Raw genomic sequence first — 15,112 nt, 5'->3', positions numbered from 1 at the left:
CACCTGGCTGAGATCGATGCTAGGAGCTTGCCTTGGATTACGCAAATTCATATTGTTTATTCAAGAAATGAATTTTAGGAATAGCAATGGACCTGGCGAGCCTCAATGCCTTCGTGGCGATCGCCGAGAGCGGCAGCTTTTCGGCAGCCGGCGAGGCCTTGCACCTGACCCAGCCAGCGGTGAGCAAACGCATCGCACTCCTGGAGGCGCAATTGTCGGCGCGGCTGTTCGATCGCCTGGGCCGGCAGGTGGTGCTGACCGAAGCCGGACAGGCGTTGCTGCCGCGCGCGCAACGCATCCTGGCCGAGCTGCAGGACACCCGCCGCGTGCTGGAGCATTTGGGCGCAGCCGTTGGCGGCCGCTTGAGTCTGGCCACCAGCCACCATGTGGGTCTGCACCGCCTGCCGGCCTTGTTGCGCGGTTTTGCCACGCGACATCCGCAGGCGGCGCTGGACATCCAGTTCCTGGATTCGGAGTTGGCGTACGCCGCGGTGCTGGGCGGCGAGGTGGAACTGGCAGTGACAACCCTGGCACCGGACACGCGCGCTCCGCTGCGCGCGCAGCCGATCTGGCATGACCGCTTGCAGTTCGTGGTTGCACCCGACCACCCATTGGCAGCACTGCCTGCGGTGTCGCTGGACGATGTGGTGACGCACCCGGCGGTATTGCCCGATCCAGGCACCTTCACCCATCGCATCGTTGCCAACCTGTTCGCCGAGCGCGGTCTGGTGCCGAGTCTGCGCATGACCACCAATTACCTGGAAACGATCAAGATGCTGGTGTCGGTGGGCCTGGCGTGGAGCGTGTTGCCCGAGCGCATGATCGACCATCAGATCGTGACGCTGCCGCTGGCCGATGTCGCGTTATCCCGCGAGCTGGGTTGCGTCACCCATGGCGGGCGCACCTTGTCGCGCGCTGCGCAGGCGTTTGTTGCGTTGTTGCACGCGCAGGCGGATCCGGCGCAGGCGTAGGCTGCGGGCGATATGTCTGCAGCGTGCTGCACGCGTCGGCGAAAGATGACGTCAGCAGGTCGATCTCGGCACGACCGCACGAGCAGTGCGATGCGTCATGCACACGCGGCTTGCGGACTCGGCGATGCCGCGAACCGGCCCGCAATGCTGCGATTGTTCTTCGCCACACACCAGCCGTGCGCTGTCACAACACGTGTGCTGCATCGCTCCAGCATCCAGCCGTTCACGGGCCTAAGCAACGTCTTACGGCCCGATCAAGCGATCCCGCCCCTGCCGCTTGGCTTCGTACAGACGACGGTCGGCCAACGCCAGCAATTCGCGCCGGCTGGGCGCTTCCTCGCTCATCGCCATGCCCATGCTGGCGGTGCAACGCACCGTCATGCCTTGCGCATCGACTTCGATGTCGGCCAGTCGCTGTCGCATGCGCTCGAACAGCGCGCGCGCCTGTACCGCATCCAGTCCGGTAGCCGCCAGCAGGAATTCTTCGCCACCGTGACGCGCGGCGAAGCAGTGCGCCTGATCCTGCTCGCCCAACACCTCGCCGATGGCCGACAGCACCGCATCGCCGACCTCATGGCCGTAGTCGTCATTGATACGCTTGAAGTGATCGATATCCATCAACGCCAGCGCCAACGCCGCGCCACCGGCGTGCGCCTCGTCGAACCATTGCTGCAACACGCGCTCGGCTTCGCGCCGGTTCGGCAGCGCAGTCAGCACATCGTGGCTGGCGCGGTGTTCGAGCTGGCGCATCAACGCTTCGCGCTCCTGGCTGGCCTGCTGCAGCGCCAGGTTCTTGTCGCTCAGTTCGCGCGTGCGCCGGTCGATGACGGTATTGAGCTGGCGCTGACGCAGGCGATAGCTGGCGGTACGCCATAAGTAAAACCCGTAGATCACGCTGGCCAGGGCGAGGATGCCCAGGCCGATCACTTCGCCCCGGCGCCACCACGGCGGCGCCAGTTCGATGACCAGGCTGGCTTCGCCCAGCAGGTCGTTTTGCCGCCAGTCCACTGGTAGCGACATCGCTTGCACGCGGAAGCGGAAGCGGCCCGGCGGCAAATTGGTGTAGACCGCTTCGCTGGCATTGTCGGCATCCACCCACTCCGGGTCGAAGCCTTCCAGCCGATAGCGATACCGCACCTTGTCCGGGCCGCGGAAATTCAGCCCGGCGTACGCGATCGCGATACGCCGCGTCTCGGCACCGAACCGGTGCGGGCCACTGAGCGGCTGCACCATGCCATCGACCAGCAGACGCTCGAAGACGATCGGCAGCCGATGGCCTTGCAAGGTCCCCACGCGGGCCGGGTCGATCACGCCCAGGCCCGCGGCGGTGGGGAACAGCAACTGCCCGGACCGGGTCAGCCAGCCGGCCGGTGCGCTGCTGCCGTTGCCCTGGTTGCTGGGCATGCCGTCGCTGCGGTCGACCACTTCCACGCTCAATTGCTCGCGCGTGCCCGCATCGAGCTGGTCGAAGTTATCGCGTGCGATGCGGAACACCCCGTGGTTGCTCGACAACCAGAAATAGCCACGACCGTCGTCGATCACCCGAAACACCTTGTCGCGCGGTAGCCCGACCCGGTGGTCGTAGACGCGGAAGCTGTCGCCGCGCAACCGCAGCAGGCCGCGATCGCTGGCAATCCACACATCGCCAGCGGCATCGCGCAGGAAATCGAAGGCGTTCTGTCCCGGGAAATCCTGCTCGCCCAGCCAGGCGCGGGTGCTGCCGTCCGGCGACAGCGCGGTCACACCGCGATCGGTGCCGATCCAGACGATGCCCTGCGCATCGCGGTACAACACCTGCACCGAGCCATCGGGTACGCCATCGGCTGCGGTGTAGCGACGCGCCTTGCCATTGCGCCAGCGCACCAACCCGGCGGTGGTGCCGATCCACAGATCGTCGCCGTCCGGCAACACCGCACGCACCGACATGGAGGGCAGGCCATCGGCCGCGCCGATGCGCACCAGCACGTGGCCTTGCGCGTCCAGACGCACCACGCCCTGGCTATAGGTACCGGCCCAGACGCCGCCATCGCCAGCATCGGCCAGCGCCAGCACCGACTGCTCGAGCACACGCCCACCTTCGCTGGGCGACAGCGACACGCGGCTGATGGTGCCGTCGCGCCAACGATCCAGGCCGACGGCGTTACCCACCCATACCGTGCCCTGGCCGGTCTGCAGCACGCAGCGCACGTAGTCCGAACTCAGGCCTTCGTCGTGGGTGACACCATGCGCGGCGCCCTCGGCAATACGGAACAGCCCGTGGGTGCTGCCGACCCAGATCAGGCCTTCGGCGTCCTCCAGCAGCGCCGGGCTGGCGACGCCGGAGATGGCGATCTGCTCGTCCGGGTCGTTCGGGCCGCTGTGCACCACCAGCATTCCCGAAGACAGGCTCATCCACAGGTGCCCACGGCGGTCCAGCAACACCGAATCCACGCGTTGGCCCTGGCGGAAACGCTGCAGGCCACCGCCGCGGCTCCACCACCACACGCCGTCGTCGCCAGCGACCAACAGGCCGCCCTGCCGGTCGCTGGCCAACCGCCGCACCGGCGCATCGCGCATCCCGTGCACCCTGCCCCAGGCCGCAGCCTGGCCGCCATCGCGCGGCAGGCGATACAGGCCGACCTCGGTGCCAACCCACAGGTCGCCGCTTTCGTCTGCAGACAGGGCGGTGACGCGCGCACGCGGCAAGCCGGTCTGGCGGCCGACGTCGACCACCCGCCCGTCGCCCTCGATGCGGTACAGCGTCTGCGGCGTGCCCACCCACAGCGCGCCATCGGCACGCCGCAGCAGGGCACTGACCGCAAGATGCCGCGCCGACGCATCCCCCAGCTGCTGCCAGTGACCATCCTGATAGTGGTAGACACCGTCGAACGCAGTACCGAACAGCATCCCGCCGGTGCTGTCGCGCACCACCACGAAGACCCCGCCCAGCTCGACGCCGGGAGTGTTCTGGCGGTCGTACACGGTGAAGTCGCGCCCATTGAAGCGCGCCACGCCTTCCCAGGTACCCAGCCAGATCAGCCCGTCTTCGCCCTGGGCCACCGCGTGCACCAGGTTGTGCGGCAGGCCGTCGTCCATGTTCCAGCGCGTGACGGTGTGGTAAGCGGTGTGTTTGAGCACCTGCGCGCCGGCCGGCCAGGCGTTGAGCACTGCGCAGCACCACAGCAGCCACAGCCACGCCTGCCCGATCCGCCGCACGCACGTGCTGCGAACGCAGCTTGTGTGCGCCTGCGTACCGCCCCTTCCCACGCTCCCCGTCCCCTCGTCCGTGCCTGCTGGAGATACCTACCGTATGCACCGGCAGGCCTACGGCAAATTTATCACCGGGGTTTTTGCGCTGCCTTCGGTGGATCCCTGACAGCTGCCGGGAGCGGCACGACACCGGGAACCGGGCAGACGGAACCGTTAACGTACCGATTCGGCGCCGAGTATAAATATAGAACCCGATGGTCTAGTATTGGCGGCATGTCCAGCTCGTCCCCTCTCAATTCCAAGACCAAGAGCAACGGCCCTGGTCGTCCCAAGGATCTTGGAAAGCGTGCCGCCATCCTCGGTGCCGCCCGCACCATGTTCATGGAGCAGGGCTATGCAGGGGTCAGCATGGATGGGATCGCCGCACAGGCCGGCGTCTCCAAACTGACCGTGTATAGCCACTTCGGCGACAAGGAGAGCCTGTTTTCCGAGGCGATCCGCGCACAGTGCCAGCACATGATGCCGGACGACCTGTTCGATCACGCGCCCAAGGGCGCATTGCGCGACCAGCTCACCGAGATCGCCCATGCGTTCTTCGCCATGGTCAGCACCGAATCGGCCATCTCCACCCACCGCATGATGATGGCGCCGGGGACCGGCGACGTGCATATCCGCGAGATGTTCTGGGATGCAGGCCCCAAGCGCACGCAGCGGGCGCTGGCGGATTTCCTGTCCGCACGGGTGGCCGACGGCCAGCTGGAGATCCCGGAGGTCGCACGCGCCGCCTCGCAATTCTTCTGCCTGCTCAAGGGCGAGCTCTACGCCTTGATGATGTGCGGCCTGCACGGCCAGCCCACCCGCGCCCAGGTCAATGAGCACATCGACACCAGCGTGGACTTCTTTTTGAGGGCCTATGCGCCGCGCTGAGCGCCCCGGCCTTTGGTGGCGATGACTTCCGGCACTGCGCCGGATGCCAGCGCGCGGCGATGCTAGATGCGCCAGGCGCCTCGCGCACCGGTAAAATGTTCGCCCCACCGCGTTGGATACCCGCATCATGACGATCGATTTCACCCAGGCCCGCGAAAAGATGGTCGAGCAGCAGATCCGGCCGTGGGACGTGCTGGACCTGCGCGTACTCGACGTGCTGGCGCGCATGCCGCGCGAAGCCTTCGTGCCGGAGGCCTACAAGACGCTGGCCTATGTCGACGTGGAAATTCCGCTGTCGGCCGGCCACAAGATGATGAAGCCGGTGGTCGAAGGCCGCATGTTGCAGGCACTGGATCTGCAACCAGGCGAGGACGTCCTGGAAGTCGGCACCGGCAGCGGCTTTGCCACCGCCTGCCTGGCCGCACTGGCACGCGAAGTCCTTAGCCTGGAGATCGATCCGGCGCTGGCCGCCGCCGCACGCGCCAATCTGGATCGCACCGGCCTGGGCAGCAACGTCCGCATCGAAACCGCCGACGTCTTCGGCTGGCAGAGCGAGCGTCGCTTCGACGCCATCTGCGTGACCGGCGCGGTCGACACGCTGCCCGTCCAGTGGCTGCAGTGGTTGCGCCCGAACGGCCGGCTGTTCGTCGTGCGCGGTCACGACCCGGTGATGGAAGCGGTCCTGGTCCGTGGCGACGTCAACGCCCCGCGCATCGAATCGTTGTTCGAAACCGACCTCGCCTATCTCCAGGGCGCCGCACCGACGCCCCGATTCCAATTCTGATTCCCAAGGAAGCTTCCCCGATGATCCGCCGATCCCTCGTTCTGGCCCTGGCCGCCGCCCTGTCTCCCATGGCTGCGCACGCCACCGACCTGCTGCAGGTCTACGAAATGGCCCGCAACGGCGATCCGCAGCTGGCCGTGGCCGAGTCCACGCGTCTGGTCAATCGGGAAGGTCAGGTGCAGGCGCGTGCGGCGTTGTTGCCGCAGCTGGACGGTAGCGCCGGCTACACCCAGTCGCATCGCGAGCTGGAGGGCGTCGATGGCCGTTCCACGACCAAGCAGCGCCAGTACGCGATTCAGGGCAGCCAGACCATCTTCAACTGGGCGCAGTTTTCCAACCTGCGTGCGCAGCGCGAAGTGGCCAAGGCTGCGGATTTCACCCTGGCATCGGCCAACAACGACCTGATCACCCGCACCTCGGCGGCGTATTTCCAGGTACTGGTGGGGATCGAGTCGCTGGCGGCAGCCGAGACCAACGAAGCGGCCGCAAAGAAGCAGTTCGACTACGCCGACAAGCGTCTGGAAGTGGGTCTTGCGCCGATCACCGACGTGCACGAAGCCCGCGCCCAGTACGACCAGGCGCGTGCAGACACCATCACCGCGCGCAATACGCTCAAGGACTACTACCAGGCTCTGACCGAGCTGACCGGCCAGCCCGTGGTCGGCTTGCGCGCATTGCCGGATGAGTTCCGCCCCGAAGTACCGGCCGCCTACAGCAATGTGGATCAGCTGGTTGCCACCGCGATCGCCGACAATCCCGCGCTGAAGGCGCAGCAGTTGCAGGTCAGCGCTGCCGAGGCGCAGGTCAGTGCTGCGCGTGCCGGCCATCTGCCCACGCTGAGCCTGGGTGCCAATGTCGGCCGCAGCAATAGCTGGGGTGGCCAGGGAACGGTCGATGAGGCGGCGGGCAACTTCACCACCGCAGGCCGTAATATCGATACCGATTCGGTCGGCATCACGCTGACGATTCCGATCTTTGCCGGCGGTGCGACCCAGTCGGCCGTGCGCCAGGCACTGTCGCAACGCGACATCCAGCAGGACACCTACGAGCAGCAGAAGCGCGCGCTGGATCGCAACACCCGCAATGCCTACCAGACCGTCGTTGCCGGTATCAGCGAAGTGGAAGCCCGCCGTCTGGCCGTGGTGTCGGCGCAGGCCGCCTACGACGCCTCGCAGGTGGGCCTGGAAGTCGGCACGCGCACCGTGCTGGACGTGGTGCAAAACCAGCGCACGCTGTTCCAGGCGCAGCTGAATTACGCGCAGTCGCGTTACAACTTCCTGCAGAACCGCCTGCTGCTGGGCCAGGCCATCGGCAAGCTCGACATCACCGACCTGCAGGATGTCAATCGCCTGCTGTCGCAGGATGCCGAATCCAAGCTGCAGGGCAGTGGTTCGTTGCAGTAAGACCCACGGGATGCACGAGAAAGCGGGCCCAGGCCCGCTTTTTTTGTGCGCGATGCAACTGCATGCGCACCTGTTGTGAGGTCTGTTGCAAGTACGGTAAACCGGCAACTCCGGCATGCAGCATGCGACCGGAGCGATCCGACCACGCGCGTCTCACTCCCTGGCGCACGCTCTCACCGCCGAACGCAACGAAGGCTGCAATCCGGGGTCACGCCTCGGTGGAGTGCAGCACGTCCATGCACGCAGCCACGCACCGGGCGACAGACCTCACGCCGCAACGCCCTCGCTCGCCAGCGGCGGCAGATCGGGAGCGATCTGAACCAAGGTGCGGGTCACGGCGCCCTTGCCATTGGCGACCAGCGCCAGGCCCGCAGTGGCCATCGCCTGGCGTTGTGCGGGGTCGGCGAGCAGGCGCGCCAACGCCTGGTAGACGCACTCGGCATCCTCGCAGATGGCAACGGCATCGGCTTGGCGCATGCGCCGCGAAATCTCCGAGAAGTTATGCAGATGCGGGCCAGTGATTGCCGGCGTGCCGACGGCGGCCGGCTCGAGCAGGTTGTGTCCGCCGATCGGCTGCAAGCTGCCACCGACGAAAGCCACCTGCGCGCACGCATAGAAGCTCATCAGCTCGCCCAGGGTGTCGATGACGAATACCTTGTCGCCTGCCTGCGGCCATTGCTGGGTCTTGCGCGTGGCAACGCGCCAACCGCGCTCGCGTGCCAATGTCTCGACCTTGGCAAAGCGCTCGGGATGGCGCGGCGCCCACAACAGCAGCAAGTCCGGAAATTGCAGCAGCACACGTGCGTGGATATCGGCGACGGCCGCCTCTTCGCCTTCGTGCGTGCTGGCGGCGATCCACACCGGGCGCGTGGCCGGCACGTGCATGCGGAACTGCGCGACCAACGCCTGCAATTGCGCCGGCGCGGCGATATCGAACTTGAGATTGCCCAACGCGATCACCTGATCCGGGCGCGCGCCCAGGGTGACGAACCGCTCGGCATCGTCCTGCGACTGCGCCGCCACGCAGGTGACGGTGCGCAGCGCACGACTGATCAACGGTGCCAGCAACCGATAACCGCGCAACGAACGCGCCGACAATCGCGCATTGAGGATGTACACCGGAATCTGGCGATCGCGGCAGCCGAACAACATGTTCGGCCACAGCTCGGTTTCCAGGATCAACGCAAGGCGCGGGCGGAAGTGTTCGAGAAACCGCCCCACGCTGCCGGGTACGTCGTAGGGCAGGTACACATGGTCCACCGCATCGCCCCACAGCGCGCGCACGCGCTCGGAGCCGGTGGGGGTGATGGTGGTGATGACCCAACGGATATCCGGGCGCTGCGCACGTAGCGCGTTGACCAGCGGCGCGGCCGCGTTGACCTCGCCCACCGACACTGCGTGCACCCATACCCGTGGCCGCCCACAGGCATGCGTGTAGGACGCATAGCGCTCGTTCCAGCGATTGAAGTATTCGCGCACGCGAAAGCCACGCCATACCAGGTGGTACACCGTGACCGGCAACAACAAGTAGAGCAGCGCCGAGTACAGCCCGCGCAACAGCCATTCGATCGGATCTTTCCGCATGGGTGCAGGATACGGGAGCGTCCGTGCGTGCGCATGTGCACGCTGCCGGCTGGATGCAATCCCTTAGAGCGTGTTATGTACTGTGAGGTGAGTGCGAAGCGTCCTGTGGCGCGTCGAGACAAGGCGTGTGCTGCGGCCCAGGCCGGCCGCCTGGGCAAGGCGCGCACGCAGTATCGGTGCGCCACAGGGCGCTTCCCGGAGGGTTGGCCGTCAGCGGCCAATGCATCTCATCTCAAAGTGCATAACACGCTCTAGAATTGGCGCATGTCCGAGCCCGCCAACGTCGCCGTCCGCCCTTCCCTGCGCAACCCCAAGCATTGGCCGATGTATCTGGGCCTGGTGGTGATGGTGGTGGCCGGGCGCCTGCCCTGGACGCTGCAACGTGCAGTGGGCCGCGGCGTGGGCTGGCTTGCGATGCGCCTGGCGGGCACACGTCGGCGCGCGGCCGAGGTCAACCTCGAACTGTGTTTCCCCGAACAGGACGATGCCTGGCGAGCGCGGCTTTTGCGCGACAGTTTCGACGCGCTCGGCGTAGGCCTGTTCGAGTTCGCGCGCGCTTGGTGGGGCAGCATCGATGCCATTCGACCTGGCGTGCAGATCGAGGGCCTGGAGCATCTGCAGCAACTGCAACAGCAAAAGCGCGGCGTGTTGCTGGTGTCCGGCCACTTCATGACACTGGAAATGTGCGGGCGCCTGCTCTGCGACCACGTGCCGCTGGCCGGCATGTACCGCAGGCATCGCAACCCGGTGTTCGAGTGGGCAGTCAAGCGTGGGCGCTTGCGCTATGCCACGCACATGTTCGCCAACGAAGACCTGCGCGCCACCATCAAGCATCTCAAGCGCGGCGGTTTTCTGTGGTATGCGCCGGATCAGGACATGCGCGGCAAGGACACCGTGTTCGTGCCGTTCTTCGGACATCCGGCCTCCACCATCACCGCCACGCATCAGCTGGCGCGGTTGACCGGCTGCGCGGTAGTGCCCTACTTCCATCGTCGCGAGGGTGGCCGTTACATCCTCAAGATCGCGCCGCCGTTGGCCGACATTCCGTCCGATGACGTCATCGCCGATACCACGCAGGTCAATGCCGCGATCGAAGACATGGTGCGCGAAGCGCCGGACCAGTACCTGTGGATCCATCGGCGCTTCAAGCGCCAGCCGGGGGGGCGTAGCGCGTTCTATCGCTGACGCCGGGCCGGCGAACGCCTGCAATGCAGGTGTGGGCGTTGCCGCTGCACGCTCGCAAATCGACGCGGTGCCGATCACCCTTACGCACCGCGTTACTGCGACACGCGGTCCGCATCGTCGTTGAGCAAGGCACCGGCATAGAGCCCGGCCAGCATCAGGCTCAGTCCGCCCCAGAAGCTGGAATAGAACGCCAGATGGGTGTTGAACGGAAAGACCGTGGCCACCAGCGCGATCATTGCCGGCCGCGCCTGCTCGCGCGCCACCACGCTTGAGTAGCGCCACGCGCGCCACGCCTGCGCCGCGCCGGCCAGCCACAGCAGCAAGCCGATCACGCCGGTTTCGGCCAGGATTTCGAGCACGATCTGATGCGCATGAAAGGCCGGCCCGTCGCCCCATGCCGGCGCTCGGCCAGGTGCTGGATTGCAGGCCTGATAGGCCTGCCGGAACCCGCGCGCACCCACGCCGTTGAGCGGATGCTCGCGGATCATGCACAGCGCCGCGCCCCAGATCTGGGCGCGCCCGGACAGGGCCTGGTCCACGCCCTGTTCGCCATTGCCGAACGCCAGCGTGGTGCGCTGGATGCGCTCGCGCGCCTGTGGCGCCACCGCCACCAGCGCTACGGCCAGCAGTGCGCCGGCCACCGCCACAGCCAGTAAACGACGCCCGCCCAGCAGCTGCCAACCCGACAGCAGCATGATCACGCCATAGGTGATCCACGATGCGCGCGAGCCAGCCAACACCAACACGATGCCGACCGCCGCCGCACCGACAAGCCAGGCCAAGACATGACGCCGCCCCAACGCCAGCAACAGGAACGGCGACAGGCTGGCCAGGGTCTGCCCGAACTTCAGATTGCAGGGGCCCAACACGCCGCTCAACCTGTCCACCAGCGCCAGCTCCTGGGCCGTGCACAGGCCATGGCCGCTGATCAGCTGCTTGATCTGATCGATGCCAAAGAACAACGGGCTGGTGCCGAAGGCGGGCTGCAGCAGCGCGTCCAGCGTCCACACTCCACCGATGACCGCCAGCCCGGTAAAGGTGCGACGCCGACGCTGCGCATTGGCCACGGCGATGGCGCACAACCACATGAACGGCAGGTAGCGCAGATCGGTGGCCGACTTGCGCAGCGCGCGGCCGGCATCCACCGCGTCGAACGCCGACAGCATCTGCGGCAACCAGTACGCCAGGAACAACACGCTGGTCAGCGCCCAGGCCGCGCCGCTGAGCAGGCGCGTGCCGCCGCGAAAGCGTGCATGCAACAGGCGGTACGCCGCGAACAACGCACCCAGCGACAACACCGTTTCGGCCAGGCCGGGCGTAGGCCACAGCGCCACGAACACGATCACCCACAGCGGCGCCCAGCGGCCGGCATCGGGCGTCAACACGGGCGCCCGCGGGAGGGCCTCAGCGGCGGAGTTCGTCATAGACCTTCAGAGTGGCCGTTTGCATGGCCTGCAACGTGTAGGGAATCCCGGCCGGCGCTGCCGGGGCGCGCTGCAGCAACTGCAGTGCCTGCGCGCATAAGGCCTGGGCATCGAAGGCGGCAACCGCACCACTGGGTTGCAACTCGGCCAGCAGTTCGCCCACGCCGCCATGCGCCCAGCCCAGTACCGGACGGCCGACCGACAGCGCCTCCACCACGGTGCGACCGAAGGCTTCCGGCTTGCGCGAAAGCTGCAGCACCAGATCGCTGGCCGCATAGGCCTCGGCGATGCGGGCGGTGGGCTCGGTCAAGGCGACGGCCTCGGCAACGCCCAGTTTGGCGGCTTCTGTCTCCAGCTCCCGCACATACGCTTCGCGCCCGGGCTCGCGTGCGCCTGGCAACCACAGGAAGGCCGGCACGCCGGCTGCACGGATCTCGGCGAGCAGGTGCAGACCATCGGCATGCCCCTTCAGGCGCGTGCCGCGGCCCGGCAGCAATAGCAGTGGTGCATCGGCCGGCAGTCCGGGCAGCAGCGTCTGCGCCCATGCACGTGCGCGGCGGTCCGGCTGCAGCCGGCGCGGGAACTGTGCGATATCCACCCCACGCGGAATGGTGCGCAGGCGCGCCGGATCGGTCTGGGGGTAGTGCGTGCACACGTACTCGCGCACCGTCTTGGACACGCAGATCACGCGCTCGCCGTAGGTCATCACCGCGCTGTAGCGGCTGGGCGAATTGAGCCCGTGCACGGTGGTCACCAGACGCGGCCGCGCCGCCTTGGGCATTCCGCGCAGCGCGTACCAGCCCAGCCAGGCCGGCAGCCGCGAACGCGCGTGCACGATATCGGCCCCGAGTTCGGCGAACAGGCGACGCAGGCCGGCCACATGCCGCAGCGTCAGCAACGATTTGCGGCCGATCTCCAGCGTGAGATGCTCGCCGCCAGCGTCCAGCAACGGCTGGACCAGGCGACCGCCGGCCGATACGACGACGGCGCGATGACCGGCGCGCACCAGCGCGGCAGCGATTTCCAGGGTGGAGCGCTCGACGCCGCCGGACTGCAGTGCCGGCAGCAGTTGCACCACGGTCAGGCGGTGCATCCGGCCAGTATCAGTCGGCGAGCACGAACAGCGCGCCGCAATACGGGCACTTGGCTTCGCCGTTGGGCTCGTCTTCGATCGGCAGGTACACGCGCGGATGCGAGTTCCACAGCGCCATCGCAGGGGTCGGGCAGCTCAGCGGCAGGTCGCCGCGGTGCACGGTGTAACGCTTTTCGGCATTGGCGGGCGCGGTGGCGGTCTGGCTCATGGCGTACATCGCAGGCGGGGGGAACGGCCGGTATTCTAGCAGCGCGAGCCGTATCGAGAGCGGCTGTGGCAACGATCGATGTCGCAGCGCGCCGCTGGTGCTTCACTCGTTCCGCTTGCCAAAGTTCGGCTTGATCGGATCGGCACGCATGCCGGTGGACTCCGCTTGCTTGGTGGGATCGCAGCGTGAGTCGCGCAGGCTGCGCGCACCCGTTGCACCGGCCGGCGCCACCGGGCCATCGTCGTTGCCCACCAGGCAATCGGCAGGCGGGGACGAGGCGCCTGCCGTCCCCCAGTCGTCACTCGCGCAGCCCGACAGCAGCATGCTGGCCGCTACCACGGCGCTCCTGAAACCCATCGCCTTCCTCACTGTGCCTGCTCCATGTCAACCGCCCCGACCAGCGAGTTCTTGAGGGTTTATACAACAGCAGGACCATGCGCGCGCTCGATATCTCGGGCGGGAAGCACGTCCGAAAGCGCCGCGTGGGGATGAAACTCCTGTACCACGCGCCCTTGCTCAAGCACGATCACCCGGTCTGCGCTGGCAATGGTCTCAGGTCGATGCGCTACGAGCACCTTGGTTACCTTCAGCTGCTTGACCGCCTCATTGACCAGTCGCTCACACATCACGTCGAGGTGACTGGTGGCTTCATCCAGAAACAGCAACTTCGGCTGACGATATAGCGCCCGTGCCAGGATGATTCGCTGTTTCTGGCCGCCAGACAGCGAACTGCCCATGTCGCCAATCAATCCGTGGTAACCCATCGGCATTGCAGCGATATCCTCATGGACCGCTGCCAGCCGCGCTGCCGCCTCGATCCGCTCAAGATCGAAATCCTGGTCGAAGAAACTGATGTTGTCGGCGATGCTTCCGGCGAACAACTGGTCGTCCTGCATTACCGCACCCACGATCGCGTGCACATTGCGCGGGCCGATCTTATGCACGTCATGACCGCCGATGCGGATGACGCCTTCGGTCGGCTGCAGCAGACCAAGCAAAAGCTTCAACAACGTAGTCTTTCCGCAGCCAGACGGGCCGATGATCGCCACCGACTCACCGGCGTGGATGCTGAAACTACATCCCTTGAGTACCCACGGCTCACCTTCGGCATACCGAAAGGATAGCCCTTCCACTTCGATGCGCGGCTCAGTCGGCGGCAGTACTTCCGGTAATGCGTAATCGCATTCCGGCGGCGTCAGCACGATATCGGCCAATCTCTCCCCATGCAGCCGCAACATGCGGAACTCGATCCATTTGTCGATCAAAGCACTCACGCGTGTAGCAAACTGGTCCTTGTACGCCAGATAGGCGACCAACATTCCGACCGAAAACACATTATCCAACGTCATAGTGGCACCAATCCAGATCACCGCAATCCGCTCTATGCCAAATACAAGCTGGCTCGCTGTGCTGAATCCAAGCCCCATACGCGCCAACCGCGCATCCTGGTTGACCGTATCATTGAGCAAGCCTTCATAAGTAGATCGACGTTGCGATTCCTCACCTGCGACCTTCAGACTCTGAATACCGCGCAAAGACTCCAACAAGTGGGTTTGTTGCTTGGCAGCTGCAACAAGTTGCAGCTCGGTGCAGTTGCGCATCGGATGAAAGGCAATTGCCCGAATCGCTAAATAAAGACCAACCGCCAGCAAGGTCACCAACGCAAGCTTCCAACTGTATATCAACATCAGCCCCAGCGTTACGATCGTCATCAGCCCATCAATGATTGACTCGACGAAACTGGTGGTGAGTGTGTTCTGGATGATTTGCACAGACGACAAACGCGACGTCACATCGCCTAAATGGCGCTTTTCAAAAAAAAAGAGTGGCAACTTCAGAAGATGCGCAAAGACATTAGTCATCCATTGTAGACCGAGCGTGGACGACAGATATACTACCGACCAGCCACGCAGCAGTCCGATGCCGATCTGCAGCAATAGCGCCAAGCCGAACCCCAGGCCAACTACCATCAAAAGGTCGTGATCGCCCGACACCAGTACTTGATCCACCACCCACTGCATATAGAACGGCGCAAGGATGACAAATACCTGCAGCGCAAAGGAAAACAACAGGATCTGTAAAACTGCGCCCCCTAGGGAAGGTCTGATCAACTCACCGCAGATGCGCGACACTATCGCCTTATGTAGAGGATTCATCCATGCAGCTGACGTTCGGTGACGCTGAGGGCTTGGGCAAGCGTAAGCAGACCCGGCGCGAGATCTTTCTTGCCGAGATGGAGCAGGTTGTTCCGTGGCAGCAACTGCTTGCCCTGATCGCGCCGCACTATCCAGTGTCGGGGCGGCCAGGTCGGCAGCCGTACGCACTGGCGACGATGTTGCGGATT

At 65.6% G+C, this 15,112-nt stretch carries 11 protein-coding genes and 2 pseudogenes; 6 read left to right on the top strand and 7 right to left on the bottom strand.

Features of this window, described 5'->3' with window-relative positions; all coding sequences use genetic code 11:
• Nucleotides 1–86: 86 nt before the first annotated feature.
• Complete coding sequence (locus tag J7367_RS15415; RefSeq protein ID WP_057661123.1) at nt 87–971, top strand: LysR family transcriptional regulator; 885 nt, start codon at nt 87–89, stop codon at nt 969–971.
• 243 nt (nt 972–1,214) lie between these two features.
• Here the strand turns inward: J7367_RS15415 and J7367_RS15410 are convergent, their stop codons facing one another.
• Nucleotides 1,215–4,217, bottom strand: a complete 3,003-nt coding sequence (locus J7367_RS15410) for a two-component regulator propeller domain-containing protein (protein WP_007973353.1) — start codon at nt 4,215–4,217, stop codon at nt 1,215–1,217.
• Between the two features lie 216 nt (nt 4,218–4,433).
• On the opposite strand from J7367_RS15410, the gene J7367_RS15405 reads away from it, so the two are divergent.
• The 3 genes from J7367_RS15405 (at nt 4,434) to J7367_RS15395 (ending at nt 7,274) form a co-directional block, all read left to right on the top strand.
• Complete coding sequence (locus tag J7367_RS15405; protein WP_057661125.1) at nt 4,434–5,087, top strand: TetR/AcrR family transcriptional regulator; 654 nt, start codon at nt 4,434–4,436, stop codon at nt 5,085–5,087.
• A 127-nt stretch (nt 5,088–5,214) separates the two neighbouring features.
• Nucleotides 5,215–5,871: a protein-L-isoaspartate O-methyltransferase gene (locus tag J7367_RS15400; protein ID WP_007967742.1), complete on the top strand. Its 657-nt coding sequence runs from the start codon at nt 5,215–5,217 to the stop codon at nt 5,869–5,871.
• Nucleotides 5,872–5,891: 20 nt separating this feature from the next.
• Nucleotides 5,892–7,274 carry a TolC family outer membrane protein gene (locus tag J7367_RS15395; RefSeq protein ID WP_007967744.1) on the top strand — a complete coding sequence of 461 codons (1,383 nt, stop codon included), beginning with the start codon at nt 5,892–5,894 and terminating at the stop codon, nt 7,272–7,274.
• Nucleotides 7,275–7,541: 267 nt separating this feature from the next.
• Here J7367_RS15395 and waaA read toward each other — a convergent pair whose 3' ends face one another.
• Entirely contained in the window at nt 7,542–8,858 is a 1,317-nt protein-coding gene (waaA, locus tag J7367_RS15390) for a lipid IV(A) 3-deoxy-D-manno-octulosonic acid transferase (RefSeq protein WP_007967746.1), read from the bottom strand.
• Nucleotides 8,859–9,122: 264 nt separating this feature from the next.
• Here waaA and J7367_RS15385 point away from each other — a divergent pair, with 264 nt between their 5' ends.
• Nucleotides 9,123–10,043, top strand: a complete 921-nt coding sequence (locus tag J7367_RS15385) for an LpxL/LpxP family Kdo(2)-lipid IV(A) lauroyl/palmitoleoyl acyltransferase (protein ID WP_057661127.1) — start codon at nt 9,123–9,125, stop codon at nt 10,041–10,043.
• Nucleotides 10,044–10,135: 92 nt separating this feature from the next.
• Here J7367_RS15385 and J7367_RS15380 read toward each other — a convergent pair whose 3' ends face one another.
• The 5 genes and pseudogenes from J7367_RS15380 to J7367_RS15360 form a co-directional block, all read right to left on the bottom strand.
• The gene (locus tag J7367_RS15380) at nt 10,136–11,467 is read right to left on the bottom strand and encodes an O-antigen ligase (RefSeq protein WP_057661129.1); all 1,332 of its coding nucleotides are present in this window, start codon (nt 11,465–11,467) and stop codon (nt 10,136–10,138) included.
• Entirely contained in the window at nt 11,448–12,560 is a 1,113-nt protein-coding gene (locus J7367_RS15375; protein WP_057661131.1) for a glycosyltransferase, read from the bottom strand. Before J7367_RS15375 ends, J7367_RS15380 begins: the two co-directional genes overlap by 20 nt.
• Nucleotides 12,561–12,570: 10 nt before the next feature.
• Nucleotides 12,571–12,768 carry a zinc-finger domain-containing protein gene (locus J7367_RS15370; RefSeq protein WP_003483377.1) on the bottom strand — a complete coding sequence of 66 codons (198 nt, stop codon included), beginning with the start codon at nt 12,766–12,768 and terminating at the stop codon, nt 12,571–12,573.
• A 102-nt stretch (nt 12,769–12,870) separates the two neighbouring features.
• Nucleotides 12,871–13,020 carry a hypothetical protein gene (locus J7367_RS15365; RefSeq protein ID WP_209028950.1) on the bottom strand — a complete coding sequence of 50 codons (150 nt, stop codon included), beginning with the start codon at nt 13,018–13,020 and terminating at the stop codon, nt 12,871–12,873.
• 164 nt (nt 13,021–13,184) lie between these two features.
• A pseudogene (locus J7367_RS15360) lies at nt 13,185–14,855 on the bottom strand (peptidase domain-containing ABC transporter); the annotation flags it as partial.
• A gap of 71 nt (nt 14,856–14,926) precedes the next feature.
• Here J7367_RS15360 and J7367_RS15355 point away from each other — a divergent pair.
• Nucleotides 14,927–15,112: pseudogene (locus tag J7367_RS15355) on the top strand (IS5/IS1182 family transposase); the annotation flags it as partial.

This window comes from Xanthomonas sp. D-36-1, from assembly GCF_017746155.1.
GTDB lineage: Bacteria > Pseudomonadota > Gammaproteobacteria > Xanthomonadales > Xanthomonadaceae > Xanthomonas > Xanthomonas cissicola.
Note: the sequence above shows the minus strand (reverse complement) of the source record. Positions and strands in the feature narration are given on the sequence as shown.

Bases quoted from the DNA above. Each gene is read 5' to 3' on its own strand.
- waaA (WP_007967746.1), bottom strand. From the start codon at position 8,858: ATGCGGAAAGATCCGATCGAATGGCTGTTGCGCGGGCTGTACTCGGCG.
- J7367_RS15380 (WP_057661129.1), bottom strand. From the start codon at position 11,467: ATGACGAACTCCGCCGCTGAGGCCCTCCCGCGGGCGCCCGTGTTGACG.
- J7367_RS15400 (WP_007967742.1), top strand. From the start codon at position 5,215: ATGACGATCGATTTCACCCAGGCCCGCGAAAAGATGGTCGAGCAGCAG.
- J7367_RS15405 (WP_057661125.1), top strand. From the start codon at position 4,434: ATGTCCAGCTCGTCCCCTCTCAATTCCAAGACCAAGAGCAACGGCCCT.
- J7367_RS15395 (WP_007967744.1), top strand. From the start codon at position 5,892: ATGATCCGCCGATCCCTCGTTCTGGCCCTGGCCGCCGCCCTGTCTCCC.
- J7367_RS15370 (WP_003483377.1), bottom strand. From the start codon at position 12,768: ATGAGCCAGACCGCCACCGCGCCCGCCAATGCCGAAAAGCGTTACACC.
- J7367_RS15385 (WP_057661127.1), top strand. From the start codon at position 9,123: ATGTCCGAGCCCGCCAACGTCGCCGTCCGCCCTTCCCTGCGCAACCCC.
- J7367_RS15375 (WP_057661131.1), bottom strand. From the start codon at position 12,560: ATGCACCGCCTGACCGTGGTGCAACTGCTGCCGGCACTGCAGTCCGGC.
- J7367_RS15415 (WP_057661123.1), top strand. From the start codon at position 87: ATGGACCTGGCGAGCCTCAATGCCTTCGTGGCGATCGCCGAGAGCGGC.